Source organism: Streptomyces sp. NPDC001848 (assembly GCF_042891915.1).
In the GTDB taxonomy this organism is placed as follows: Bacteria; Actinomycetota; Actinomycetes; order Streptomycetales; family Streptomycetaceae; genus Streptomyces.
Window position 1 is genome coordinate 405600 of sequence record NZ_JBIATP010000003.1, and the last position, 24200, is coordinate 429799.

At 72.2% G+C, this 24200-nt stretch carries 23 protein-coding genes and 1 pseudogene; 17 read left to right on the forward strand and 7 right to left on the reverse strand.

The features are described from left to right. The first annotated feature begins 20 nt into the window (after positions 1-20). The 5 genes from ACFYZJ_RS08090 to ACFYZJ_RS08110 all read left to right on the forward strand — a co-directional run bounded on the left by ACFYZJ_RS08090 (position 21) and on the right by ACFYZJ_RS08110 (position 4737). Positions 21-956 (forward strand): NAD(P)/FAD-dependent oxidoreductase, encoded by a 936-nt coding sequence (locus ACFYZJ_RS08090; RefSeq protein ID WP_388564092.1) that lies wholly within the window; start codon positions 21-23, stop codon positions 954-956. Between the two features lie 29 nt (positions 957-985). After that, a complete protein-coding gene (locus ACFYZJ_RS08095) occupies positions 986-2533 on the forward strand; it encodes an ATP-dependent DNA ligase (protein ID WP_388564094.1) in 1548 nt (515 codons plus the stop codon). Further along, the gene (locus ACFYZJ_RS08100; protein ID WP_388564096.1) at positions 2530-3012 is read left to right on the forward strand and encodes an NUDIX domain-containing protein; all 483 of its coding nucleotides are present in this window, start codon (positions 2530-2532) and stop codon (positions 3010-3012) included. Before ACFYZJ_RS08095 ends, ACFYZJ_RS08100 begins: the two co-directional genes overlap by 4 nt. An 83-nt stretch (positions 3013-3095) precedes the next feature. Continuing rightward, positions 3096-4481, forward strand: a complete 1386-nt coding sequence (locus tag ACFYZJ_RS08105; protein WP_388564098.1) for an NADP-dependent succinic semialdehyde dehydrogenase — start codon at positions 3096-3098, stop codon at positions 4479-4481. A 25-nt stretch (positions 4482-4506) separates the two neighbouring features. Next, positions 4507-4737 (forward strand): DUF6213 family protein, encoded by a 231-nt coding sequence (locus tag ACFYZJ_RS08110; RefSeq protein ID WP_366025761.1) that lies wholly within the window; start codon positions 4507-4509, stop codon positions 4735-4737. Between the two features lie 11 nt (positions 4738-4748). Here the strand turns inward: ACFYZJ_RS08110 and ACFYZJ_RS08115 are convergent, their stop codons facing one another. Then, positions 4749-5414, reverse strand: coding sequence for a transcriptional regulator (locus ACFYZJ_RS08115; protein ID WP_388564100.1), 666 nt, complete (start codon positions 5412-5414; stop codon positions 4749-4751). 190 nt (positions 5415-5604) lie between these two features. Here ACFYZJ_RS08115 and ACFYZJ_RS08120 point away from each other — a divergent pair. From ACFYZJ_RS08120 to ACFYZJ_RS08130, 3 genes and pseudogenes are all read left to right on the forward strand, one after another. Then, a pseudogene (locus ACFYZJ_RS08120) lies at positions 5605-6675 on the forward strand (type III polyketide synthase); the annotation flags it as partial. A gap of 1 nt (position 6676) precedes the next feature. Further along, complete coding sequence (locus ACFYZJ_RS08125; protein WP_388564102.1) at positions 6677-7891, forward strand: cytochrome P450; 1215 nt, start codon at positions 6677-6679, stop codon at positions 7889-7891. Positions 7892-7903: 12 nt separating this feature from the next. Beyond that, positions 7904-8437 carry a cupin domain-containing protein gene (locus ACFYZJ_RS08130; protein ID WP_388564104.1) on the forward strand — a complete coding sequence of 178 codons (534 nt, stop codon included), beginning with the start codon at positions 7904-7906 and terminating at the stop codon, positions 8435-8437. A gap of 17 nt (positions 8438-8454) precedes the next feature. Here the strand turns inward: ACFYZJ_RS08130 and ACFYZJ_RS08135 are convergent, their stop codons facing one another. After that, a complete protein-coding gene (locus ACFYZJ_RS08135) occupies positions 8455-9681 on the reverse strand; it encodes an acyl-CoA dehydrogenase family protein (RefSeq protein ID WP_388564106.1) in 1227 nt (408 codons plus the stop codon). Positions 9682-9870: 189 nt separating this feature from the next. Between ACFYZJ_RS08135 and ACFYZJ_RS08140 the strand changes: the two genes are divergently transcribed. Further along, positions 9871-10515 (forward strand): TetR family transcriptional regulator, encoded by a 645-nt coding sequence (locus ACFYZJ_RS08140; protein WP_388564550.1) that lies wholly within the window; start codon positions 9871-9873, stop codon positions 10513-10515. Between the two features lie 128 nt (positions 10516-10643). Here the strand turns inward: ACFYZJ_RS08140 and def are convergent, their stop codons facing one another. Continuing rightward, positions 10644-11183, reverse strand: a complete 540-nt coding sequence (gene def, locus ACFYZJ_RS08145) for a peptide deformylase (RefSeq protein WP_388564108.1) — start codon at positions 11181-11183, stop codon at positions 10644-10646. A gap of 142 nt (positions 11184-11325) precedes the next feature. Between def and ACFYZJ_RS08150 the strand changes: the two genes are divergently transcribed. From ACFYZJ_RS08150 to ACFYZJ_RS08180, 7 genes are all read left to right on the forward strand, one after another. Then, complete coding sequence (locus ACFYZJ_RS08150; RefSeq protein WP_388564109.1) at positions 11326-12564, forward strand: MurT ligase domain-containing protein; 1239 nt, start codon at positions 11326-11328, stop codon at positions 12562-12564. Between the two features lie 19 nt (positions 12565-12583). Continuing rightward, positions 12584-13315, forward strand: a complete 732-nt coding sequence (locus ACFYZJ_RS08155) for a type 1 glutamine amidotransferase (RefSeq protein WP_388564111.1) — start codon at positions 12584-12586, stop codon at positions 13313-13315. Positions 13316-13567: 252 nt separating this feature from the next. Continuing rightward, the gene (locus tag ACFYZJ_RS08160) at positions 13568-14593 is read left to right on the forward strand and encodes a 6-phosphofructokinase (RefSeq protein WP_388564113.1); all 1026 of its coding nucleotides are present in this window, start codon (positions 13568-13570) and stop codon (positions 14591-14593) included. Between the two features lie 120 nt (positions 14594-14713). Then, on the forward strand, positions 14714-15664 hold the full coding sequence (locus ACFYZJ_RS08165) for a cytochrome c oxidase assembly protein (protein WP_388564115.1): 951 nt from the start codon (positions 14714-14716) through the stop codon (positions 15662-15664). 133 nt (positions 15665-15797) lie between these two features. Then, positions 15798-17393 (forward strand): DUF6777 domain-containing protein, encoded by a 1596-nt coding sequence (locus tag ACFYZJ_RS08170; protein WP_388564117.1) that lies wholly within the window; start codon positions 15798-15800, stop codon positions 17391-17393. Beyond that, positions 17330-19150: a protein kinase gene (locus tag ACFYZJ_RS08175; protein ID WP_388564119.1), complete on the forward strand. Its 1821-nt coding sequence runs from the start codon at positions 17330-17332 to the stop codon at positions 19148-19150. The genes ACFYZJ_RS08170 and ACFYZJ_RS08175 overlap by 64 nt, the downstream gene beginning before the upstream one ends. A gap of 13 nt (positions 19151-19163) precedes the next feature. Next, positions 19164-19325: a hypothetical protein gene (locus tag ACFYZJ_RS08180; protein ID WP_388564121.1), complete on the forward strand. Its 162-nt coding sequence runs from the start codon at positions 19164-19166 to the stop codon at positions 19323-19325. 3 nt (positions 19326-19328) lie between these two features. Here ACFYZJ_RS08180 and ACFYZJ_RS08185 read toward each other — a convergent pair whose 3' ends face one another. The 4 genes from ACFYZJ_RS08185 to ACFYZJ_RS08200 form a co-directional block, all read right to left on the reverse strand. Then, the gene (locus ACFYZJ_RS08185) at positions 19329-20534 is read right to left on the reverse strand and encodes a sensor histidine kinase (RefSeq protein WP_388564123.1); all 1206 of its coding nucleotides are present in this window, start codon (positions 20532-20534) and stop codon (positions 19329-19331) included. Then, the gene (locus ACFYZJ_RS08190; protein WP_388564552.1) at positions 20531-22243 is read right to left on the reverse strand and encodes a cation acetate symporter; all 1713 of its coding nucleotides are present in this window, start codon (positions 22241-22243) and stop codon (positions 20531-20533) included. Before ACFYZJ_RS08190 ends, ACFYZJ_RS08185 begins: the two co-directional genes overlap by 4 nt. Before the next feature lie 105 nt (positions 22244-22348). Beyond that, complete coding sequence (locus tag ACFYZJ_RS08195) at positions 22349-22708, reverse strand: hypothetical protein (protein WP_388564125.1); 360 nt, start codon at positions 22706-22708, stop codon at positions 22349-22351. A 9-nt stretch (positions 22709-22717) separates the two neighbouring features. Further along, on the reverse strand, positions 22718-23473 hold the full coding sequence (locus ACFYZJ_RS08200; RefSeq protein ID WP_388564127.1) for a LytR/AlgR family response regulator transcription factor: 756 nt from the start codon (positions 23471-23473) through the stop codon (positions 22718-22720). A gap of 123 nt (positions 23474-23596) precedes the next feature. Between ACFYZJ_RS08200 and ACFYZJ_RS08205 the strand changes: the two genes are divergently transcribed. Beyond that, entirely contained in the window at positions 23597-24112 is a 516-nt protein-coding gene (locus ACFYZJ_RS08205) for an Lrp/AsnC family transcriptional regulator (RefSeq protein ID WP_388564129.1), read from the forward strand. Positions 24113-24200 lie beyond the last annotated feature (88 nt).

Here is a 24200-nt window from a genome sequence, read left to right on the forward strand (position 1 = left end):
CGGGCGTGGAGGTGGTCACCATGACCGACAAGTACGAGGTGGTCGTCGTCGGTGGCGGCGCGGCCGGGCTGTCGGCGGCGCTGGTCCTGGGGCGGGCGCGCCGCCGCACGCTCGTCGTGGACGCGGGCGAGCCGCGCAACGCGGCCGCCGCGCACATGCAGGGGTATCTGTCTCGGGACGGCATGCCGCCGGCGGAGTTCCTGGCCGCCGGCCGGGAGGAGATCGCGCGGTACGGCGTCGAGCTGGTCCGGGACCGGGCGGTGGACGCGGTCCGGGGCGCGGACGGGGAGTTCACCGTGGCGCTCGCAGGCGGGCGGACCGTACGGGGCCGGCAGCTGGTGCTGGCCACAGGCCTGCGGGACGAGCTGCCCGACGTTCCCGGTGTGGCCGAGCGCTTCGGGCGGGATGTGCTGCACTGCCCGTACTGCCACGGCTGGGAGGTGCGCGACCGGTCCTTCGGCGTGCTGGCGACGACACCGCTGAGCGTGCACCAGGCGCTGCTGGTCTCCCAGTGGTCGAAGGACGTGACCTTGTTCCTGCACACGGTCCACGAGGAGGAGCTGACGGACCAGGACCTGCGCCGACTCGCCGCGGCCGGCGTCGCCGTGGTGTCCGGGCAGGTGGCAGGGCTGGTGGTCGACGGCGACCGGCTCGCCGGGGTCCGGCTCGCGGATGACACGGTCCACGACCGGTCCGTGCTGTTCCTCGCGCCCCGCGCCCTGCCCCGCACCGGGCTGTTCGAGCGGCTGGGCGCCGAGCTGCGAGAGACCCCTTTCGGCACGTACCCCGTGGTCGACGAGCGGGGTCTGACCACCGTGCCCGGGCTGTGGGCGGCGGGCAACGCCATCGGCTTCGCGGAGCAGGTGGTGAACGCGGCGAGCCGCGGTCACCGGGCGGGGGCCGCGATCAACGCGGAGCTGCTCATGGCCGATCTGGACGCGGCCGTCGGGGTGTAGGCGGGCCGCCTCCGGTGCACCATGACTGCATGCTGCTGAGCCGGCTCGCCCGCGTGTCCCAGGAGGTCGCCGCCACCTCGGCGCGCTCCCGCAAGATCGCGCTGCTCGCCGAGCTGTTCCGGGCCGCCGACGCGGAGGACGTGCCGATCGTCATCCCGTACCTGGCGGGACGCCTCCCCCAGGGGCGGCTCGGTATCGGCTGGAAGCTGCTGAACCAGCACGTTCCGCCGGCCGCCGAGCCCACGCTCACGGTGCGTGACGTGGACGCCCGGCTGACACGGATCGGCTCGGTCACCGGCACAGGCTCGCAGGCGGAGCGCAAGCGGCTGGTCGGCGATCTGCTGGCGGCGGCCACCGCGGAGGAACAGCGGTTCCTCTTCGGGCTGCTCACCGGGGAGGTACGGCAGGGCGCGCTGGACGCCCACGCCGTGGAGGGGCTCGCCGGGGCGACCGGCGCCGACCCGGCGGACGTACGGCGGGCCGTCATGCTCGCCGGTTCGCTGCAGACGGTGGCACAGGCGCTGCTGGGCGACGGCCCGGCGGCCCTGGAGGCGTTCCGGCTGACGGTCGGCCGTCCGGTGCTGCCGATGCTGGCGCAGACCGCGTCCTCGGTCGCCGAGGCCGTCCGGAAGCTGGGTGCGTGTGCCGTCGAGGAGAAGCTCGACGGCATCCGCGTCCAGGTCCACCGGGACGGCGACGACGTCCGCATCCACACCCGCACCCTCGACGACATCACCGACCGGCTCCTGGAAATCACCTCGGCAGCCCTGGAGTTGGCGGGCGAGCGGTTCATCCTGGACGGCGAGGTCATCGCCCTGGACGAGGACGGCAGGCCGCGCTCCTTCCAGCAGACCTCCGGACGGGTCGGCTCCCGGGTGGACGTGGCGACGGCCGCCGCGTCCGTCCCCGTCTCCCCCGTCTTCTTCGACGCGCTGTCCGTGGACGGCCGCGACCTGCTGGACCTTCCGTTCGCGGAGCGGCACGCCGAGCTCTCCCGGCTGGTCCCGGAACCCATGCGGGTGCGGCGCACACTCGTGCACGACCCCGGGGACCCCGAGGACATCGCCGCCGCGGAGACCTTCCTCACCGAGACGCTCAAGCGCGGCCACGAGGGCGTGGTGGTCAAGGCGCTCGACGCCCCCTACAGCGCGGGCCGGCGCGGCGCGTCCTGGCTCAAGATCAAACCGGTGCACAGCCTCGACCTGGTGGTGCTGGCCGCCGAGTGGGGCCATGGCCGCCGTACCGGCAAGCTGTCCAACCTGCACCTCGGCGCCCGCAACCCCGACGGCTCCTTCGCCATGCTCGGCAAGACGTTCAAGGGCATGACGGACACGATGCTGGCCTGGCAGACCGAGCGGCTGAAGGAACTGGCCGTCGAGGACGACGGCTGGGTCGTCACGGTGCGCCCCGAACTCGTGGTCGAGATCGCCTACGACGGGTTGCAGCGCTCCACCCGCTACCCGGCCGGCGTCACCCTGCGCTTCGCCCGGGTGGTGCGCTACCGGGAGGACAAGCGGCCCGAGGAGGCCGACACCGTGGAGATGCTGCTGGCCGCCCACCCGGAGGTGGCGCCGTGACCGGGCGGAGCAGGCGCAGCGCGGGTCTGCTGCTGTACCGGCGCACCGACCACGGTCCGGAGGTCCTGCTTGCCCACATGGGCGGCCCGTTCTTCGCCCGCCGGGAGGCCGGGGCGTGGACCGTGCCCAAGGGCGAGTACGACCCCGACGAGCCGTCCTGGGACGCGGCCCGCAGGGAGTTCCGGGAGGAGCTGGGGCTGGCTCCGCCCGACGGGGAGGCCGTCCCGCTCGGCGAGGTGCGACAGAGCGGTGGCAAGACCGTCACGGCCTGGGCGGTCGAGGCGGACCTCGACCCGGCGGCGATCGAGCCGGGCACCTTCACGATGGAGTGGCCGCCGAGGTCCGGGCGCCTGGAGGAGTTCCCCGAGGTGGACCGGGTGGCGTGGTTCGCCCTCGACCGGGCCCGGGAGGTGATCGTCAGCGCGCAGAGGGCGTTTCTCGACCGGCTCGCGGAGCACTCGGGCATGGGCGGTGTCTGAGAACACCGGGACAACGCCGGCCCGCGTTGCGGCCGCCACCGCGGCGCGGGAAGGTCGAAGCAAGCCTTTCCAGGAGGTCAGCCATGCCCATCGCCACCGTGAACCCGGCGACCGGCGAGACGCTCAAGACGTACGACGCCCTGGGCGCGGAGGAGATCGAGCGCAGGCTCGCCGCCGCCGAGGCCGCGTTCCGCACCCATCGCACCACCACGTTCGCCGAGCGGGCGCTGCTCATGCGCAGGGCGGCCGACCTGCTGGACGAGGAGCGGCAGGACATCGCCCGGGTGATCACCACCGAGATGGGCAAGCCGGTCAAGCAGGCCCGCGCCGAGGCCGCCAAGTGCGCCAAGGCGATGCGCTGGTACGCCGAGCGCGCCGAGGAGCTGCTCGCCGACGAGGAGCCCGCCGACGTCGATGTGAAGGACTCGGGCGCCTCCCGGGTGATCGTGCGCTACCGGCCGCTCGGCCCGGTGCTCGCCGTGATGCCGTGGAACTTCCCGCTGTGGCAGGTGATCCGGTTCGCCGCGCCCGCGCTGATGGCGGGGAACGTGGGCCTGCTCAAGCACGCCTCGAACGTCCCGCAGACCGCGCTGTACCTTCAGGACCTGTTCCGCCGGGCGGGCTTCCCCGAGGGTTGCTTCCAGACCCTGCTGATCGGCTCCGGAGAGGTCGAGAAGGTGCTGCGCGACCCGCGGGTCAAGGCGGCCACGCTCACCGGCAGCGAGCCCGCGGGCCGGTCCGTCGCCTCGGTCGCCGGGGACGAGATCAAGAAGACGGTGCTGGAGCTGGGCGGCAGCGACCCGTACATCGTCATGCCGTCCGCGGACCTCGACCGGGCCGCGCGGATCGCGGTGACGGCCCGGGTGCAGAACACCGGGCAGTCGTGCATCGCCGCCAAGCGGTTCATCGTGCACGCGGACGTGTTCGACGCGTTCGCCGAGCGGTTCACGGCCGGGATGAAGGCGCTGAAGGTCGGCGACCCGATGGACGAGGAGACCGAGGTCGGGCCGCTGTACAGCGAGCGGGGCCGCGCCGACCTGGAGGAACTCGTCGACGACGCGGTGGAGGCGGGAGCGACGGTGCTGTGCGGCGGTGAGCGGCCCGACCGGCCCGGCTGGTACTACTCGCCGACCGTCCTCGCCGACATCACGCCCGAGATGCGGATCCACCGCGAGGAGGCGTTCGGCCCGGTGGCCACGCTGTACCGGGCGGCGGACCTCGACGAGGCGGTGGCGATCGCGAACGACTCGCCGTTCGGGCTGAGTTCGAACGTCTGGACGCGCAACGGCACCGAGGTGGACCGTTTTGTCCAGGACCTGGAGGCCGGCGGGGTATACGTCAACGGGATGACGGCGTCCCACCCCGCGTTCCCCTTCGGCGGGGCCAAGCGCTCCGGTTACGGGCGTGAGCTGGCCGAGCACGGAATCCGAGAGTTCTGCAACATCACCACGGTGTGGCACGGGGCGTGAGCGTTCCGCGGTTACGATCGCCTGTGTGAACCGCGAAGTGACCCTGCCTCTGATCGTGGACGACCGCGGGACCTTGCAGGTGGCTGCCGCCGATGTCAGCAAGTTGCTGCGCAGGCTGGGCGGTCGATGGGTGCGGCTCGTGGAGGAGGGGGAGCAGGGGCTGGACGAGGACACGGTGGCCGCGTTGGCCATCGAGCTGGCGAAGCTCGCGGACCGGATCGACGTGGCGTGCATCGCGCACAGCAGTGGTTCGTAGGGGCGCCGCGGTCACCCGCGGCCGTCCAGTTCCCACAGCGCGTGCCAGAACCCGGTCTCGTAGTTCTGGAGCAGGCGGCCGTAGTGGTGGGCGCGCTCCTCGTCCAGACGGTCCGCGTCCAGGGCCTCCTGGATCGCCGCCCTCGCCTTCCGTTCCAGGTCCACGGACGGCTCCGCGAAGAAGTCGAAGAACGCGCAGGCCTCGTCGGTGAAGCCGTAGTAGTGGCGTAGTGCCTGCGCAATCCTGGCGCAGTAGTCGCCCCAGGTGGCGAAGTTGGCGCTCAGGGCCAGCACGACCTCGGCCGGTTCGCCGTTCAGGGCCAGCCAGGCCACGTAGGCGGCGTAGGCCTGGCAGTCCGCCATCGGCTCGTACCCGGCCGGCTTCGCCCCCTGGCAGGCCGCGGCGTACGCGCCCAGACGGTCCTGGGCCACGGCCTCCGCCTCGGCGAGCGCGGTGAAGTAGTCCGCGCACGCGGGCTCGTCCCGGGACCGTTCGGCCAGGTGCCGGAAGGCGCGGCGGTCGGAGGCGATCACCTCCCGCTGTTCGGCGGCGAGGGCGGCGAGCGTGGCGGGCCGCGCCGCGCCGCGGGCGATGAGCGGGAGCAGCCGGTTGGCGTGCGGGTCCGGGGTGAGACTCCCGGTGGTCCTCTCCAGCAGTTCCCTGGCCGTTCGTGTCATCGGCACTCCTCCTCGGGCTCCGGATCGTCACCTTGCGCACATCAACCGTCACTGTACGTCCACCACTGAATCGGAGTAGCACCGCGAGATATCCCCGCTGCGCCGGGTGATCGTGGGTGGACCACCCACGTACGGGTGAACCCCCTTCCGCCGGGGGACGAAGAGTCCTCCGCCAAGGCGAAAGAAGGCGCACTCCATGGCGACTCTGTGCAAGCCCGCGGTTTCCGTCCCGGAACACGTGATCACGATGGAGGAGACGCTCGACCTGGCGCGCTCCCGCCACCCGGACCACCCCCAACTCCCGCTGGCGTTGCGGCTGATCGCGAACACCGGCGTCAAGACCCGGCACATCGTGCAGCCCATCGAGGAAACCCTGAAGCACCCGGGCTTCGAGGAGCGCAACAACATCTACGAGGCCGAGGCGAAGGCGCGCGTGCCCGCGGTGGTGCAGCAGGCACTGGATGACGCCGAACTGCTCACCACCGACATCGACGTGATCATCTACGTGTCGTGCACCGGGTTCATGATGCCCTCGCTGACCGCGTGGCTGATCAACACGATGGGCTTCAGCACCGACACCCGGCAGATACCCATAGCCCAGTTGGGCTGCGCCGCGGGCGGCGCGGCCATCAACCGGGCGCACGACTTCTGCACGGCCTACCCCAACTCCAACGCCCTCATCGTGGCCTGCGAGTTCTGCTCGCTGTGCTACCAGCCCACCGATCTGGGCGTCGGCTCGCTGCTCTCCAACGGCCTGTTCGGCGACGGCATCGCGGCGGCGGTCGTGCGCGGCAAGGGCGGCACCGGCGTGAAGCTGGAGCGCAACGGCTCGTACCTGATCCCGAAGACCGAGGAGTGGATCGCGTACGACGTCCGGGCCACCGGCTTCCACTTCCTGCTGGACAAGCGGGTGCCCACCACCATGGAACCGCTCGCCCCGGCGCTCGACGCCCTGGCCAGACAGCACGGCTGGGACGCCTCCGAGCTCGACTTCTACATCGTCCACGCGGGCGGCCCGCGGATCCTGGACGACCTGAGCAAGTTTCTGCACGTGCCGTCCGAGGCGTTCCGGTTCAGCCGGGCCACGCTCACCGAGTACGGCAACATCGCGAGCGCCGTCGTCCTGGACGCGCTGCGCCGGCTGTTCGAGTCGGGCGGTGCCGAGCACGCGGCGCGCGGGCTGCTGGCCGGTTTCGGACCGGGCATCACGGCGGAGATGGCCCTCGGCCGCTGGAACATCTCCGGCAACGGGAAGAGATGAGATGACCACCGACAAGAGCAGCGGGACCCTGCCGCCGGTCCGGCCCTGGCCCGCCCTCCACCCGCCCGGCGTGGCGTTCGGCCCGGACCTGGCCGATCTGATGCGCGACGGCCCGGTCACCCGGGTCCGGCGGCCCCACGGCGGGGGCTGGGCCTGGCTCGTGACCCGCTACGACGATGTGCGCGCGGTCACGAACGATCCCCGGTTCGGCCACGAGCCGGTCAGGGACGGTCAGCCCGCCCGGCTCGCCCCGCACGTCGTCCCACAGCGGGACGCGGTCGGCTTCCCGGACCCGCCCGACCCGGCCCGCCCGCGCCGCTCGGTCGCCGCGGCCCTCTCGGCGCGCGGCACCGAACGGGTGCGCGAGACGGCGCGGCACATGCTCGACGAACTGGTGGACGAGCTGCTCCAGGACGGGCCGCCCGCCGACCTCACCGCCACGGTCCTCGACCCCTTCCCCGCCGCCGTGATCTGCGAGCTGACGGGGGTCCCGGCCGCCGACCGGCACGACCTGCGCACCTGGACCCGGCTCGCCCTGTCCACCGCGCACGGCACGAAGGCCGGCGAGCGGGCCAGGGACGAGATGAGCGCGTACTTCGCCGATCTCATCGGCGTCCGCGAGGGCGGCACCGGCGAGGACGTCGTCTCGCTGCTCGGGGCCGCCGTGGGCCTGGGCGAGGTGACGCTCGAGGAGGCGGTCGGCCTCGCGGTGCTGCTCCAGTTCGGCGCGGAGGCGGTCACCGACCACACCGCCCGGATGTTCCACCTCCTGCTGACCCGCCCGGACCTGGCCGAACGCCTGCGGGCGGAGCCCGCGGTCCGCCCGCAGGCCGTCGACGAACTGCTGCGCCACATCCCGCACCGCAACCCCATGGGCCCGCCCCGGATCGCGACGCAGGACGTGGAGGTCGCGGGCGTACGGATCCGGGCGGGTGAGGCGGTGTACGTGTCGTACGCGGCGGCGAACCGCGACCCGGGCGTCTTCCCGGACCCGGAGACGATCGACTTCGCCCGCTACCCGAACCCCCATCTGGCGTTCGGCTGCGGCCCGCACCGCTGCCCGGGCGGCATGCCGGCCAGGCTCATGTCCGACCTGGTGCTGGACGTCCTCCTGGACCGGGTACCGGGGCTGCGGCTCGCGGTGCCGCCCGATGAGGTCCCGTTCCGTGCGGGCGCGCTGTCCCGCGGGCCCGAGGCCCTACCCGTGACCTGGTGAGCGCTCATGACGATGACTGACAGACCCGTGGCCGCCGAAGGCCTTTTCGTTCCGCCGGGTCACGGACGCGTGGTCCGGACACCGGCTCAGCACGTGACGTTCAAGGTGACCGGCTCGCACTCGCGCATGGCATCCACGTTCGAGGTGATCGTGCCGCCGGGCTTCGACGTCGGCGCCCATGTGCACACGCGCAGCGAGGAGCTGTTCTACGTGCTCGAGGGCGAGTTGGACGTGCTCGCCTTCGAGCCGCGCGTACGCACCCCCGACAACTGGCAGAAGTGGGAGTCGAGCTCGGGCCGCCGGGTGCTGCGCGCGACCCCGGGCACGGTCATCGTCGTACCCCCCGGCTGCCCCCACGCCTTCGCGAACCCGACGGAGACCCCGGCGAAGATGTTCTTCCAGGCGTCCCCGCCCCCGGACCACGAACGCTACTTCGAGGAACTCCTGGAGATCCTGGGCAACGGGGGCCCACCGGACCAGGAGGCGATCGAGGCGCTGCGGAGGCGGTACGACATCGAGCAGCTGACGCCGCTCAAGCATCGTTAGAGCCCGTGTGCGGCCCTTCAGCGGATGGGCATCCCCGAGAGCGTCCGGGCGATCACCAGCCGCTGGATCTCGCTCGTCCCCTCGAAGATCGTGTAGATGGCCGCGTCCCGGTGCATCCGCTCCACGGGGTACTCCCGGGTGTAGCCGTTGCCCCCGAGGATCTGTATCGCCTGCGCCGTGACCTTCTTCGCCGTCTCACTGGCGAACAGCTTCGACATCGACCCCTCGGCCGCGGTGAACGGCTTGCCGTTGACCGCCATCCACGAGGCGCGCCACACCAGCAGCCGCGCCGCGTCGATCTGCGTCCGCATGTCCGCGAGCTGGAAGGCGACGCCCTGGTTGTCGATGACGGGCCGCCCGAACTGCTCGCGCGTCCTGGCGTAGTCGAGGGCGACCTCGTAGGCGGCGCGGGCGGTGCCCACGGCCATCGCACCGACGGCCGGGCGGCTCGCCTCGAACGTGGCCATCGCCGCGTTCTTCACGCGGTCGCCGCCCTTCCTGGCCTTCTCCCGGGCGCGGGCGAGCCGCTCGTCCAGCTTCTCCTTGCCGCCGAGCAGGCAGGAGCCGGGGACCCGGACGTTGTCGAGGATCACCTCGGCGGTGTGGGAGGCGCGGATGCCGTGCTTCTTGAACTTCTGCCCCTGGGCGAGGCCCGGCGTGTTCGGCGGGACGATGAAGGACGCGTGGCCCTTGGAGCCCAGCTCCGGGTCGACGACCGCGACGACGACGTGGACGTTGGCGATGCCGCCGTTGGTCGCCCAGGTCTTGGTGCCGTTGATCACCCACTCGTCCTTGGCCTCGTCGTACACCGCACGCGTGCGCATGGAGGCGACGTCGGAGCCGGCGTCCGGCTCGGAGGAGCAGAAGGCGGCCACCTTGACGTCGTCGGCGTCGCCGTACATCTGGGGGATCCAGGTGCCGATCTGTTCCTCGGTGCCGTTGGCGAGGACGCCGACGGCGGCCAGTCCGGTGCCGACGATCGACAGCGCGATGCCCGCGTCGCCCCAGAACAGCTCCTCCATGGCCACGGGGATGCCGAGGCCGGTGGGATCGAAGTACTGCTGGGCGTAGAAGTCGAGGGAGTAGATGCCGACCTTCGCGGCCTCCTGGATGACCGGCCAGGGAGTCTCCTCACGCTCGTCCCATTCGGCGGCCGCGGGGCGGATGACATCGGCGGCGAAGCCGTGCAGCCAGTCCCGGACCTCCTTCTGTTCGTCGTTGAGCTCCATGGTGAACTCGGCCATGTCCCCTCCAGCACTGCGCTAACGTGTTACTTGCGGTAACAGCAGTCTGTTACTCGCCAGTAGGAGAAGTCAACTCCCGGCCTCGGACGAGCCGCCTGCCTGGCGAGTCGGCAGCTCGTTCGATACCGGCCCGCCTTTCAGTGTTACTTTGCGCAGGCGTCACCGAATCAGGACGGGTGGGGAGAGATGATGGACACCACGCAGCGGACCGATCAGGAGCGGTCCGCCGACCGCCGACGGCGAGAGTTGCTGGAGGCCGCCGACCGGGTGGTGCTGCGCGACGGCCCCGGCGCCTCGATGAACGCCATCGCCGCCGAGGCCGGCATCACCAAGCCGATCCTCTACCGCCACTTCGGCGACAAGGGCGGTCTGTACGCGGCGCTCGCCAAACGCCACACGGATGCCCTCCTCGACTCGCTGCGGGCCGCGCTGGACGCCCCGGCGGACCGGCGGGAGCGCGTGGAGTCCACGCTGGACACGTACCTGGCGGCGATCGAGGCACGACCGCAGGTGTACCGCTTCCTGATGCATCCCGCGGAGGGCGGCTCGCAGAACGACCAGGGCTTCGACACCGGCCGGCACTCGATCCCACTGCTGCGCCGCATGGGTGAGGAACTGGCCCAGGTCATCGAGGAACGCCTGGACCTCGGCCCGGACACCCACCAGCTCGCCCGCGTGTGGGGCCACGGCATCGTCGGCATGATGCACGCGGCCGGAGACTGGTGGCTCGGGGAACGGCCGTGCTCGCGGGCGGAGTTGGTGCGGAGCCTGGCCGACCTGTTGTGGGGTCGGCTGGCTGCGGCCGGGGACCGCATGGGAGGCCCCGGGTTCTGAAGGCGCCCCGAGAGGGGCGCGGGGCTGTGTCGACATGCGGCTCCGCCGCGAAGGGAGTCCCCCTGTTCGAGCGAAGCCGAGAACTCGGGGGAGCGACCAGCCGGGGACGGCCCGCAGTCGCCGACGTCTCATCGCCCCCACGGCGCTCTCGCGACCTGCCGCAACACCCTCCGCCGGCGCCACCCCGCGAGGTGGTCCACGTACAGCCCACCGGCCAGGTGATCGCACTCGTGCTGCAGGCACCGGGCGAACCACCCGGTGCCCTCCACCCGCACCGGCTCCCCGCTCACCGTGAACCCTTGGACGACCGCCCGGTCGTACCGCTCCGTCCCCGCCTCCAGCCCCGGCAGGGACAGGCACCCTTCCGGCCCCCGGATCACCACGCCGTCCGCCGCCACCAGCCGCGGGTTCACCACATGGCCCACATGACGCACGTCCTCGTCGTCCGGACAGTCGTAGACGAACACCCTGAGCGGCTCGCCCACCTGATTCGCGGCCAGGCCGACCCCGTTCGCGGCGTACATCGTTGCGAACATGTCCTCGACCAGCCGGGCCAGTTCGGGACCGAAGTCAGTAACCTCCCGGCAGGGCTCACGCAGTACGACGTCGCCGAGCACGGTGATGGGCCGGACCCGCCCTCGGGCGCCCGGGATGGTGCGATGTGGCATGTCGGCAAGGGTACGGTCGGCAGGGCCGCGCGGACGCCGCGGTGGTGCCGCGGTTCGGGGGCGTGCGGGGATCTCGATAGGCTGAGGCCCACACGTTGCCGGAACAGGGCGCGGCGCTGTACGCAAGGAGGATCGAGAACTGATGGCAGGCAACTCGGACCCGCTGACGCCGCGGGCCAAGCTGGCCGTGACCGCGGGCAAGGCGGTCGCTGCGGCATCGCGCGCCGCGGGGCGCGGCAGCGGTTCGGTGATCGGCGGCCGAGTGGCGCTCAAGCTCGACCCCGACCTCCTCGGCAAGCTCGCCCAGAACCTGGACGTCATCCTGGTCTCCGCCACCAACGGCAAGACCACGACCACCCGGCTGATCGCCGAGGCGCTGCGCGCCGCGGGCCCGGTCGTCTCCAACGCGCTCGGCGCCAACATGCCCGCGGGCATCACCTCGGCGCTGGCTGGCGGCTCGGACGCCAAGTTCGGGGTCATCGAGGTCGACGAGAAGTACCTCGCCGGGGTCGCCCGGGACACCGAGCCGAAGTGCATCGCGCTGCTGAACCTCTCCCGCGACCAGCTCGACCGCGCCGCCGAGACCCGTATGCTCGCCGAGAACTGGCGCGAGGGCCTGGCCGGGTCCAAGGCCGTCATCGTCGCGAACGCCGACGACCCGCTGGTCGTGTGGGCCGCATCCTCCTCTCCCAATGTGATCTGGGTCGCCGCCGGCCAGATGTGGAAGGACGACGCCTGGTCCTGCCCGTCCTGCGGCGGTGTGATGCAGCGCCCCGGCGACGACTGGTACTGCGGCGAGTGCGGGTTCCGCCGGCCGACCCCGAGCTGGGCACTGTCCGGTGACCACGTCCTCGACCCGCACGGCTCCGCCTGGCCGATCCACCTGCAGCTGCCGGGCCGCGCCAACAAGGCCAACGCCGCCACCTCGGCCGCCGTCGCCGCCGTCTTCGGCGTGCCCCCACAGGTCGCCCTGGAGCGCATGTACCAGGTGCAGGCCGTCGCCGGTCGCTACGACGTCGTCCAGTTCCAGAACCGCGACCTGCGGCTGCTGCTGGCGAAGAACCCGGCCGGCTGGCTGGAGACGTTCTCGCTGATCGACCCGCCGCCGACCCCGGTGATCCTCTCCGTGAACGCGCGCTCGGCCGACGGCACCGACACCTCCTGGCTGTGGGACGTCGACTACACCCGGCTGACCGGCCACCCGATCTTCGTCATCGGCGACCGCAGGCTGGACCTCGCCGTGCGCCTGGAGGTCGCGAACCAGTCCTTCCAGGTCTGCGAGAACCTCGACCAGGCCGTACAGCTCGCGCCGCCGGGCCGGATCGAGGTCATCGCCAACTACACCGCGTTCCAGGACCTGCGCCGCCGTGTCGGCAACTGACCACGAAGGACGATCATCGATGAGTGACAACCAGCTGCGTCTGGTGTGGATCTACCCTGACCTGCTGAGCACCTACGGCGACCAGGGCAACGCGCTCGTCGTGGAGCGCCGGGCCCGCCAGCGCGGCCTCGACGTGGCCCGCCTGGACGTCCGCAGCGACCAGCCGATCCCGACCTCCGGCGACATCTACCTGATCGGCGGCGGCGAGGACCGTCCGCAGCGGCTGGCGGCCGAGCGACTGCGGCGTGACGGCGGCCTCTACCGGGCCGTCGAGAACGGCGCGATCGTCTTCTCGGTCTGCGCCGGCTACCAGATCCTCGGCCACGAGTTCATCAACGACCTCGGGCAGCGCGAGCCGGGCCTCGGTCTGCTCGACGTGGTCTCGGTGCGCGGCGAGGGCGAGCGGTGCGTCGGCGACGTGCTCGCGGACATCGACCCGCGCCTCGGTCTGCCCCCGCTCACCGGCTTCGAGAACCACCAGGGCGTCACCCACCTCGGCCCGACGGCCCGCCCGCTCGCGCAGGTGAAGCTCGGCAAGGGCAACGGCACGGGCGACGGCACGGAGGGCGCGTACAACGACACGGTCTTCGGCACGTACATGCACGGTCCCGTGCTCGCGCGCAACCCGCAGATCGCGGACCTGCTGCTGAAGCTGGCGCTCGACGTCAACGCGCTGCCGCCGGTCGACGACCGCTGGTACGAGGCGCTCCGCAACGAGCGCATCACGGCTGCGCAGCAGACCGCAGCGTAGGCCCCCGGCGTGGGCACGGCTGCGCGGCAGCTCCACCGAAACGGTTCCGCAGGGCCGCCGGGCGGCCCGGACACCGGTCGGCCAACCAGCGGCAAGCGGGCCCGTCTGACGGCCTCTCCGCACAGCTGAGCGGGCGCGTCCAGCAGGCGGACGCACGGTGCGGTCCCGCCCCCTGACGCCGGTAGGGTGGCGGGGATCGTGCCGGACAGCGTGGTCCGGTCCCGTGCCCACGTTGAGAAGGTTTATCGGGCTATGCGCATTGGTGTCCTCACGTCCGGTGGCGACTGCCCCGGTCTGAACGCCGTCATCCGGTCCGTCGTGCACCGCGCCGTCGCCGACCACGGCGACGAGGTCATCGGCTTCCGGGACGGCTGGAAGGGTCTCCTGGAGTGCGACTACCTCAAGCTCGACCTCGACGCGGTCGGCGGCATCCTGGCCCGCGGCGGCACCATCCTCGGCTCCTCCCGGGTCCGTCCCGAACACCTGCGGGACGGTGTGGAGCGGGCCAAGGGCCATGTCGAGGAACTCGGTCTCGACGCCATCATCCCGATCGGCGGCGAGGGCACGCTCAAGGCGGCCCGGCTGCTGTCGGACAACGGTCTGCCGATCGTCGGCGTGCCCAAGACCATCGACAACGACATCGCCGTCACGGACGTCACCTTCGGCTTCGACACGGCCGTGGGCGTGGCGACCGAGGCGCTGGACCGGCTGAAGACCACCGCCGAGTCGCACCAGCGGGTGCTGATCGTGGAGGTCATGGGCCGGCACACCGGCTGGATCGCGCTGCACTCCGGCATGGCGGCCGGCGCCCATGCGATCGTCGTGCCGGAACGCCCCTTCGACATCGAGGAGTTGGCCGCGCGGGTCGGCGAGCGGTTCGCCGCGGGCAAGCGGTTCGCGATCGTCGTGGCCGCGGAGGGCGCCAAGCCGAAGCCCGGCACCATGGAGTTCGACGAGGGCGGCAAGGACATCTACGGCCACGAGCGGTTCGCCGGGATCGCCCGGCAGCTGTCGCTGGAGCTGGAGCAGCGGCTCGGCAAGGAGGCCCGTCCGGTGATCCTCGGGCATGTGCAGCGTGGCGGTACGCCCACGGCGTACGACCGGGTGCTGGCGACGCGGTTCGGGTGGCATGCGGTCGAGGCCGTCCACCGGGGCGAGTTCGGCATGATGACCGCGCTGCACGGCACCAAGATCGTGATGGTGTCGCTGGCGGAGGCGGTGCAGACGCTGAAGACGGTGCCGATGGAGCGGTACGCCGAGGCGGAGTGCGTCCTGTAACGCATCGGCAGACTCCAGCCGCCCCCGGTCGCAGCCGCGGCCGGGGGCGGTTCTACTCTGGGTTCGGACAGACAGCTGTGGACAGACAGCGCACAACCCCCACGAAACAGGAGCCGGCGGATGGATCACAGCGGGCACGGCATGACCATGGATCTGCCGCCGTTCACGCTGGGGCGGGGGCTCGCCTGGTCGACGGACCCGTTCTTCCTCGTCGCCTGCCTGATCGGGCTCGGGCTGTACGGGTGGGGCGTCGTCCGGCTCGTACGACGCGGGGACAAGTGGCCGGTCGGCCGTACCCTCGGGTACGTCGTCGGCGTGCTGATCGTGCTGCTCACGATGTGCACCAGGCTGAACGACTACGGCATGGTCATGTTCAGCGTCCACATGGTGCAGCACATGCTGATCAGCATGCTCGCGCCGATCCTGATCCTGCTCGGCGCGCCGATCACCCTGGCACTGCGCGCCCTGCCGACCGCGGGCCGCGACCGCAAGGGGCCGCGGGAGCTGCTGCTGATGCTGCTGCACAGCCGCTATGTGCGGGTCATCACACACCCCGCGTTCACCATCCCGCTGTTCATCGCGAGCCTGTACGGGCTGTACTTCACCCCGCTCTTCGACTTCCTGATGGCGTCCAAGGCCGGGCACATCGCGATGATGGTGCACTTCCTCGCCGTCGGACTGGTGTTCTTCTGGCCCATCATGGGCATCGACCCGGGCCCGCACCGGCCCGGGCATCTGATGAGGATGCTGGAGCTGTTCGCCGGCATGCCGTTCCACGCCTTCTTCGGCATCGCGCTGATGATGGCGTCCACCCCGATGGTCGACGCCTACCGGCACCCGCCCGCCTCGCTCGGTATCGACGCCCTGGCCGACCAGACGTCGGCGGGCGGCATCGCCTGGGCGTTCAGCGAGGTCCCGTCCGTGCTGGTGCTGCTCGCGCTGCTTTTCCAGTGGTACCGGTCCGAGCAGCGGCAGGCCAAGCGGAAGGACCGGGCCGCGGACCGCGACGGCGACAAGGAACTCGAGGCGTACAACGCCTATCTCGCCTCACTCAACGCACGCGGCCGCTGAGTTCCTTCACACCGCTGAATTCCCTTTCTTTGCGGGCTGTCTGAAGTGCCGCTCCATTCGGTAGCCTGGTCCGGTGACGCCCTGCCACCGCTCTGCAGGGCGTGGGGGACCGCAGGGGGGAGCGGTGATGGCAATGCGCGCGTCTCTGCACAGGGCGGGGAAATCCCTGGCCCGCAGGATCGGCGTTCTGCTGGTCGCGGTACTGGTCGTCGGCGGATGCGGAAAAAGCGCACAGGCGTTCGTGGTGAAGGCCGTCGCCGTCGGGGTTCCGTCGCTGAATCCCTTCTTCGATGAGCGCAGCGGTCTCGGGCACGACACCACGGTCCGGATCCGGGAGGTGCCCGGAGGCCTGCAGGCAGGGAACACACCCGGGCTCTACGGCGGTTCCCGGCAGCCCACGATCTGTGACGTGAAGCGGCTGAAGGAATTCCTCACCGATCCCGTGAACGACCGCAAGGCGGAGGTCTGGGCGCAGGTCCTCGGAATTTCCCGGTCACAGATCCCCGACTATCTCGACCGGCTCACACCGGTCCTGCTACGTCACGACACTCTCGTCCAGAACCACGACTACAGAAAGGGCAGGGCCACCGCTTTCAACTCGCTGCTGCAGGCCGGAATCGCGGTACTGGTGGACGACCAGGGGCAGCCCACGGTGAAATGCTCCTGCGGAAATCCCCTGCGCCCCTTCCAGGGCGACACCACACGGATTTCGGTCAGGTTCGAGGACGGCAACAGGAAATGGGCCGGATACGACCGTTCCTCGGTGGTGGCGGTCAGGCCCGCGCCGCAGCCGCTGACCCGGCTCGTGCTCGTCGACGTCGACGACCCCGGCCGCGGGATCAGCCGCCCCGTCGGCACAGCCGGTGGACACGACTCCCCCTTCGATGCCCGGGTGCGGCACCCGGTGCCCCGGGTGACGGGGCTGCCGTTCGCCTCGGCCGGCCGGCGGCTGACGGACCTGGGGCTCGCGGTCGCGTACGCCGGCAAGGGGACGCCGCCCGACGAGGCCGTGGTCACGGGCTCGGATCCCGCGCCCGGCACCGAGCTGGCGTTCGGGCAGTACGTCACGCTGTCGGTGGACACCGCCGGTACGACGCACGGAGCGGGCGGCGACACGAAGGGAGGGTCCACTCCCCCGTCGTCGGGCGGGACGACGACACCGGGGAAGGGCGGCAGCACCTCCGCCTCCGCTCCGGCCGACACCGGGAAGGTCTCCACCCCGCCGGCGTCGGGCGGCTCGTCCTCCCCGCCGGCGTCCGGCGGCTCGTCCTCCCCGTCGGCGTCGGGCGGCTCCTCGTCGCCGCCGGCGAGCGGCGCGGGCACCCCGGCCGGCTCCTCGCCGTCCAGGTCCACCCGCCCGTCCGCGTCGCACAGCGCGGATCCGTCCGGTACGGCACCCGGGGTGACCGGTTCCCCGACCACCGGCAAACCGAGCTCGAGCAGCACGCCCGCGACATCGGCCCCCGGCCCGTCGAAGCCCGTCACCTCGGCGCCCAAAACCCACAGGCCGTCGACCGGAACGCCGTCGACCGGGAGACCGGGCACCGGCAGCCCCGCCACGAGCAAGCCGGCCACGAGCACCCCACCGGTCACGCACAGCCCCGTGACCGGCTCGCCCACGGACGTTCCGCACCAGACCGCCGCATCAGACCGGGGAGCGACGCGATGCCTTCAGGATCACCGCAGTCGGGAGTGGGCCGGGTCATCGCCGACCGCTATCTCCTGCTGAACCGGCTCGGCAGCGGCGCCATGGGCCATGTCTGGCGCGCCCATGACCAGCGCCTGGACTGCGAGGTCGCCCTCAAGGAGATCGTGTTCCGCGACCCTGTCGAGGCGACCGAGGAGCGGGCCGCCCGGGTCGCCCGGGCCCGGGCCGAGGCCCGGCACGCGGCCGGGCTGCGCGGGCATCCGCATGTGGTGACCGTGCACGACGTGCTGGAGCACGAGGGCCTGCCGTGGATCGTCATGGAGTACGTGGTGAGCGCACTCGACCTGCGGGAGCTCGTTCACCGGCGCGGTCCGCTGGACCCCGCGGAGTGCGCCCGCATCGGGCTCGCCGTGCTGGACGCCCTGACCGCCGGGCACGAGCGGGGTGTCATGCACCGGGACGTCAAACCGGCGAACATCCTGCTGGCGCCGGACCGCGGCGGGGCACCGTACGCCCGGGTCCTGCTCACCGACTACGGCATCTCGGTGCAACCGGACGCGGGCGAGCCCCGGTACACACTGACGTCCGCGCTGGTCGGCACGCCCGGCTATCTGGCGCCCGAGCGTGCGACCGGCGGGCCGCCCACCGCGGCGGCCGACCTGTTCTCGCTGGGCTGCACCCTGTACTTCGCGGTCGAGGGCTGTGGGCCCTTCGAACGGGACACCCAGCTCGCCGAGCTCACGGCGGTGGTGCTGGAAGAGCCCCGGCCCCCGGTGCGGGCCGGGGCTCTGGGACCGCTGCTGTCCGCCGTCCTGGTCAAGGACCCGGCCCTGCGGATCACGGCGGCGGACACGGCAGCCGCACTGACGGCGATCGCGACGGCGAGCCGCCCGGTCCCGGGCTCGCGGACGCGGTGGGCGCGTCCGCACGCACCGGTCGCGGCCTCCCCCGGTCCGGTGGCCGGCGGCCTGCCGGCCTCCCCGGCCACGCCCTCCCCGCCGAACCGGCGGGCCCACCACCGGAGCCGCGCCCACCTCCTGCGCGCCCTCCTCGCCTGTGCCCTGGGGCTGGTGCTCGCCCTGGGCGGGGTCTGGTACGCGGTGGTGCACCCGTCGGGCGGCGCGGCGGCCAAGCCGTACGGGGACGCCGTCGGTCTCGCCCGGCCCCTGAAGGACGGTGACTGTGTCGTCGCCGACTGGCCAGGGACCCGCTTCCAGGGTGGTCCGCCGCGCCTGACCGTGGATCCGACCTGCTCGGAGAGGACACCGGACGGGCAGGTCATGGCGCTCGTCAGCAGCCCGTCCGCGGACGAGGCGCGCCGGCGCGGGCCCGACGCGTGCGAGCAGCGCACGCAGGAGATCCGCGGGAAGCTCGCCGACGTGCGCGATTACGCCGTCGTCCCGACCCGGGCCGGATTCGAGGCGGCGGGGCAGCGCACCGCGTGCCTGGTGCTGGGCGCGCACGGGCCGGTGTACGGGCCGCTCGGGGACCACCGCAAGCCGGGGATGCCGTTCGTGGACACGGCCGACATGCAGAAACGGGACTGCCTGAACGCACCTTCCCTGCGGGTGGCCCGCCTGGTCCCCTGCACGGGGACACACGACCAGCAGGTGCTCGGCTTCACCCGGCTCGGCCCCGGCACCACCCTCACCGAGGCCAAGAGCCTGTCCGATGCGGCGTGCGCGCGGGACGTGCCGCCGAAGGACTACGGCTTCGACCCGTCCCGCTACGAAGCCGCCTCCTGGACGGGCCAGAGCGCCTGGTTGTCCGGAACCCATCTGGTCGTCTGCACCGTGCGCAAGCAGAACGGGGGCACCATGGGTAAGGACGAACCATGAGGAGGGTGTTGCGATGCCCGGTTCCACAAAGGCGATGGGGGTGCTCACCGTCGGTGCGCTCGTCGTGGTGACGGCCTACACGGTGGCGCTCGGCAGCAGCGGCTGGCTCTGGTTCGGCTGGGTCGTCCTCGGCCTGGTCACGCTCGGCATGGTGCTCACCACCCGCACCCCCTGACGCTCACGGGCGCGGCAGCCGTCCGGCCGAGTGCACCCCCGGTTGGTACTTCGGCAACCGGATCGTGATCTTCATTCCCGCGCCCGGCGCGGTCTCGATGACGAGCCCGCGGTCGTCGCCGTAGACCTGGCGCAGCCGGTCGTCGACGTTGGACAGTCCGATGCCGCCGGACGGACCGCCCTCGCCGGCGAGGATGCGGCGCAGCAACTCCGGGTCCATTCCCGCGCCGTCGTCCTCGATGACGACCAGCGCCTCGGCGCCGGCGTCCCGGGCGGTGATGGCGATGTGCCGTTGGTCGGTGGTGCCCTCCAGGCCGTGCTTGACGGCGTTCTCGACGAGCGGCTGGAGGCAGAGGAAAGGCAGGGCGACCGGCAGTACCTCGGGCGCGATCTGCAGGGTGACGGTGAGCCGCTCCCCGAAGCGGGCCCTGACGAGCGCCAGGTAGTGGTCGATGGCGTGGAGTTCGTCGGCGAGCGTGGTGAAGTCGCCGTGCCGGCGGAACGAGTAGCGGGTGAAGTCGGCGAACTCCAGCAGGAGTTCACGGGCGCGCTCGGGGTCGGTGCGCACGAACGAGGCGATGACCGCCAGCGAGTTGAAGATGAAGTGCGGGGAGATCTGGGCGCGCAGGGCCCTGATCTCGGCCTCGATGAGCCGGGTACGGGACCGGTCGAGGTCCGCCAGCTCCAGTTGTACGGAGACCCAGCGGGCGACCTCCCCGGCGGCGCGGGCGAGCACCGCGGATTCGCGGGGCGCGCAGGCGACCAGCGCGCCGTGGACGCGGTCGTCCACGGTGAGCGGCGCGACCACGGCCCAGCGCAGCGGACAGTCGGGCGCGTCGCAGGTCAGCCGGAAGGCCTCGCCGCGGCCGGTCTCCAGGGGGCCCGCGAGTCGCTGCAGCACCTCCTCCCGGTGATGCTCCCCCGCGCCGTCCCAGGCCAGCACCGTGTCCCGGTCGGTGAGGCAGAGCGCGTCGGTGCCGAGCAGGGAGCGCAGCCGGCGCGCGGACCTGCGGGCGGTCTCCTCGGTGAGCCCGCCGCGCAGCGGGGGCGCGGCCAGGGAGGCGGTGTGCAGGGTCTGGAAGGTGGCGTGCTCGACGGGGGTGCCGAGCCCGCCGAGGCGCTCGGGGCGGGCGGTGCGCCGGCCGAGCCAGAACCCGGCGGCCAGCAGGGGCAGGACGGCCACGCTGAGGCCGGCGAGGAAGCCGCTCACGCCCTGCCCTCCACCCGCAGTTCCTCGGGGAGGTGGAACCGGGCCAGGATCGCCGCGGCCTGGGCGGGCACGCGTCCCGGTGTGGCCAGGGACACCAGGATCATGGTGAGGAATCCGAGGGGCACCGACCACAGCGCGGGCCAGGCGAGCAGGGCGTGCAGGGTGCCGCTGCCGGGGTAGCCCGCCATGGTGGCCGCCACCGCCAGGAACGCCGAACCGCCACCGGCCAGCATCCCGGCCGCGGCACCCGGCGGGGTCAGCCGCCGCCACCAGATGCCGAGCACGAGCAGCGGGCAGAACGACGACGCGGACACCGCGAAGGCGAGGCCCACCGCGTCGGCCACGGGGAGCCCGCCGACCAGCACGCTCGCCGTCAGCGGCACCGCCATCGCCGACAGCGTGCCGAGCCGGAAGTGCCGTACGCCCCGCGTGGGCAGCACGTCCTGGGCGAGCACCCCGGCCACCGCCATGGTCAGTCCGGAGGCGGTGGACAGGAACGCGGCGAAGGCACCGCCCGCCACGAGTGCGCCCAGCAGGTCCCCGCCGAGTCCGCCGATCATCCGGTCGGGCAGCAGGAGGACGGCGGCGTCGGCGTCACCGGTGAGGGCGAGTTCGGGGGCGTAGAGCCTGCCCAGCGCGCCGTAGACGGGTGGCAGGAGGTAGAAGGCGCCGATCAGGGCGAGTACGGCGACGGTGGTGCGGCGGGCGGCGTCCCCGTGCGGGCTGGTGTAGAAGCGGACGACGACATGGGGCAGGCCCATGGTGCCGAGGAAGGTGGCGAGGATCAGCCCGTACGTGGCGTACAGCGGGCGTTCCGCACGGCCGGAGGCGAGCGAGGTCGACATGCCGCCATTGCTGCCGTGCTCGGCGACGGGGACGGGGTCGCCGGGGGTGAACGTCAGCCGGGTGCCGCGCTCGATGCGGTGGGAGCCGGCGGCGAGGTCGGCACGCTGTCCGTCGTACCGGCGGCCGTCGACGGTGCCCGAGGCGGTGACGGCGAGCGGGCGGGACAGGGTCAGGTCGAGGGTGTCGTCGATCCGTACCACGCGGTGCTCGCGGAAGGTCGCCGGTTCGGTGAACGCCGCGCGGGGTGCGCCGTCGCCCTGCCAGGCGAGTACCAGGAACGGGGCGGGGACGAGCAGGGCGGTGAGTTTCAGCCAGTACTGGAACGCCTGGACGAAGGTCATGCTGCGCATGCCGCCCGCGGCGACGGTCGCCACCACCACGGCGGCGACGATGATCCCGCCCAGCTGCTGGGGGGCGCCGGTCAGCACGGCCAGGGTGAGCCCGGCGCCCTGGAGCTGGGGCAGCAGGTACAGCCAGCCCACCCCGACGACGAACGCCCCGGCGAGCCGCCGCACCGGCCGGGAGGCGAGCCGGGCCTCGGCGAAGTCGGGCAGGGTGTAGGCGCCGGAGCGGCGCAGCGGCGCGGCGACGAGCAGCAGCAGGACGAGGTAGCCGGCGGTGTAGCCGACGGGGTACCAGAGCATGTCCGGGCCCCGGACGAGGACGAGTCCGGCGATGCCGAGGAAGGAGGCCGCGGACAGGTACTCGCCGCTGATCGCGGCCGCGTTCAGGCGGGGGCCGACGGCGCGCGAGGCGACGTAGAAGTCGGAGGTGGTGCGGGAGACGCGCAGCCCGAAGGCGCCGACGAGGACGGTCGCGAGGACGACGAGGGCGACGGCGGGGACGGCCCAGTTCTGGTTCAGGGAGGCGTCCACGGCGGTGTTCAGGGGCGCGTCGACGGGGATGTTCAGGGGCGCGTCGACGGCGGCGCTCGCAACGGTGCTCACAGCGGTGTTCACGGCCGCGCCTCAGCGGTCCTCGACGAGCCGGACGAAGTCCTTCTCGTTGCGTTCGGCGCGGCGCACGTACCAGCGCGCGAGCAGGACCAGCGGCGGGTAGAGGCCGAATCCGAGCACCGCCCATTGCAGACCGTCCCCGCGGGTGGCGGCGAAGACCAGGGGAAGGGGCCCGATCAACAGCACCAGCACCGTGAACACGGCGAGGGCCGCGCGGAGTTGGCTGCGCATCAGTGAGCGGACGTAGGTGTGGCCGAGGGTGGTCTGCTCGTCGATCTCGGTGCGCGGGCGGTGAGGGCCCGGGGCACGGCGGCGACCGCTCCGGGGCGGCCCGGTGACGACGACGCGGCGTTCGGTGGGGTCCTGCGGCACGCCGTCTCCCTACCCCGCGGTCCGGCGTGTCAGCATCTCCCGCAGTTCGCGGGCGTGCCGGCGGCTCACCTGGAGTTCGACGGAGTCGACGAGGAGGCTCATGGCGCCGGCGTCCAGGCGGAGTTCGTCGATGTGCCGCAGGGCGACGAGGTGGCGGCGGTGGATGCGGACGAAGCCGCGCGAGCGCCACCGTTCCTCCAGGGTGGACAGCGGGATCCGCACGAGATGGCTGCCCCGGGGGGTGTGCAGGCGGGCGTAGTCGCCCTGCGCCTCGACATGGGTGATGTCCTCCACGGGCACGAACCGGGTCACCCCGCCGAGTTCGACGGAGATGTGGTCGGCGTCGGGCTCGTGCACGGGGATCAGCGGCGCGGTCCGACTCATCCGGTCGGCGCGGCGCACCGCCTCCGCGAGCCGCTCCCGGCGTACGGGCTTGAGGACGTAGTCGACGGCCTTGAGATCGAAGGCCTGCACCGCGAAGCCTTCGTGGGCGGTCACGAACACCACGAGCGGTGGCTTCGCGAACCCGGTGAGCAGCCGGGCCATCTCCAGGCCGTCGAGGCCGGGCATGTGGATGTCGAGGAAGACCACGTCGATCGCGTCGGGGCCGTCCGGCCCGGACTCCAGGGCGCGGTTGATGCGGCGCAGTGCCCCGGTGGCGTCGCCCGCGCCCTCCACGCTGCCGATCCGGGGGTCCGTGCGGAGCAGGTAGAGCAGTTCCTCCAGGGAGGGGCGTTCGTCGTCGACGGCGAGGGCGCGCAGCATGAACGTGGAGTGTAGGAGCAATCCGTACCGGTGGGGATGTGCGGGGCATGGACGTTCTCGCTGGATACGGTGGCGCCGCGGCGGCGGTCACGGTGCCGGTGCGGGTCTGGTTACAGTTCCCGCATGAACAGCAGGCCGGTACCGTTCGACGAGCTCGACCGGAAGATCATCACCGCGCTGATGGCGAACGCCAGGACCAGTTTCGCCGAGATCGGCGCGGCCATCGGCCTGTCGTCCACGGCGGTCAAGCGCCGGGTGGACCGGCTGCGCGAGACGGGTGTGATCACCGGGTTCACGGCCACGGTGCGGCCGTCGGCGCTGGGCTGGCGCACCGAGGCGTACGTCGAGGTGTACTGCGAGGGCGCGGCGCCGCCCCGGCGCCTGGCGGAGGTGGTGCGCAACCATCCGGAGATCACGGCGGCGATGACGGTGACCGGCGGCGCGGACGCCCTGCTGCACGTGCGGGCGAGGGACGTCGAGCACTTCGAGGAGGTGCTGGAGCGCATCCGCACGGAGCCGTTCATCCGGAAGACGATCAGCGTGATGGTGCTGTCCCACCTGCTCCCGGAAAGCCCGGAGGCTGGCGCCACCCAGGCCGCACCGGGCAGCACGCCGGACGGCGCAGCAGACGTGCGCTGAGGTGCTCCAGGACGCAGCATTACTGCGCGAACACGCAGCTCTCATTGCTTGTCGCCCGTATCCGCCGCTTCCTACCTTTGGTGTCAAC

Bases quoted from the DNA above. Each gene is read 5' to 3' on its own strand.
- ACFYZJ_RS08135 (WP_388564106.1), bottom strand. From the start codon at position 9,681: ATGGCCGAGTTCACCATGGAGCTCAACGACGAACAGAAGGAGGTCCGG.
- ACFYZJ_RS08180 (WP_388564121.1), top strand. From the start codon at position 19,164: ATGCCCGGTTCCACAAAGGCGATGGGGGTGCTCACCGTCGGTGCGCTC.
- ACFYZJ_RS08200 (WP_388564127.1), bottom strand. From the start codon at position 23,473: ATGCTGCGCGCCCTCGCCGTCGACGACGAACGCCCCTCCCTGGAGGAA.
- ACFYZJ_RS08205 (WP_388564129.1), top strand. From the start codon at position 23,597: ATGAACAGCAGGCCGGTACCGTTCGACGAGCTCGACCGGAAGATCATC.
- ACFYZJ_RS08095 (WP_388564094.1), top strand. From the start codon at position 986: ATGCTGCTGAGCCGGCTCGCCCGCGTGTCCCAGGAGGTCGCCGCCACC.
- ACFYZJ_RS08160 (WP_388564113.1), top strand. From the start codon at position 13,568: ATGCGCATTGGTGTCCTCACGTCCGGTGGCGACTGCCCCGGTCTGAAC.
- ACFYZJ_RS08155 (WP_388564111.1), top strand. From the start codon at position 12,584: ATGAGTGACAACCAGCTGCGTCTGGTGTGGATCTACCCTGACCTGCTG.
- ACFYZJ_RS08090 (WP_388564092.1), top strand. From the start codon at position 21: ATGACCGACAAGTACGAGGTGGTCGTCGTCGGTGGCGGCGCGGCCGGG.
- ACFYZJ_RS08165 (WP_388564115.1), top strand. From the start codon at position 14,714: ATGGATCACAGCGGGCACGGCATGACCATGGATCTGCCGCCGTTCACG.
- ACFYZJ_RS08140 (WP_388564550.1), top strand. From the start codon at position 9,871: ATGGACACCACGCAGCGGACCGATCAGGAGCGGTCCGCCGACCGCCGA.
- ACFYZJ_RS08130 (WP_388564104.1), top strand. From the start codon at position 7,904: ATGACTGACAGACCCGTGGCCGCCGAAGGCCTTTTCGTTCCGCCGGGT.
- ACFYZJ_RS08115 (WP_388564100.1), bottom strand. From the start codon at position 5,414: ATGACACGAACGGCCAGGGAACTGCTGGAGAGGACCACCGGGAGTCTC.
- ACFYZJ_RS08105 (WP_388564098.1), top strand. From the start codon at position 3,096: ATGCCCATCGCCACCGTGAACCCGGCGACCGGCGAGACGCTCAAGACG.
- ACFYZJ_RS08170 (WP_388564117.1), top strand. From the start codon at position 15,798: ATGCGCGCGTCTCTGCACAGGGCGGGGAAATCCCTGGCCCGCAGGATC.
- ACFYZJ_RS08150 (WP_388564109.1), top strand. From the start codon at position 11,326: ATGGCAGGCAACTCGGACCCGCTGACGCCGCGGGCCAAGCTGGCCGTG.
- ACFYZJ_RS08175 (WP_388564119.1), top strand. From the start codon at position 17,330: ATGCCTTCAGGATCACCGCAGTCGGGAGTGGGCCGGGTCATCGCCGAC.
- def (WP_388564108.1), bottom strand. From the start codon at position 11,183: ATGCCACATCGCACCATCCCGGGCGCCCGAGGGCGGGTCCGGCCCATC.
- ACFYZJ_RS08125 (WP_388564102.1), top strand. From the start codon at position 6,677: ATGACCACCGACAAGAGCAGCGGGACCCTGCCGCCGGTCCGGCCCTGG.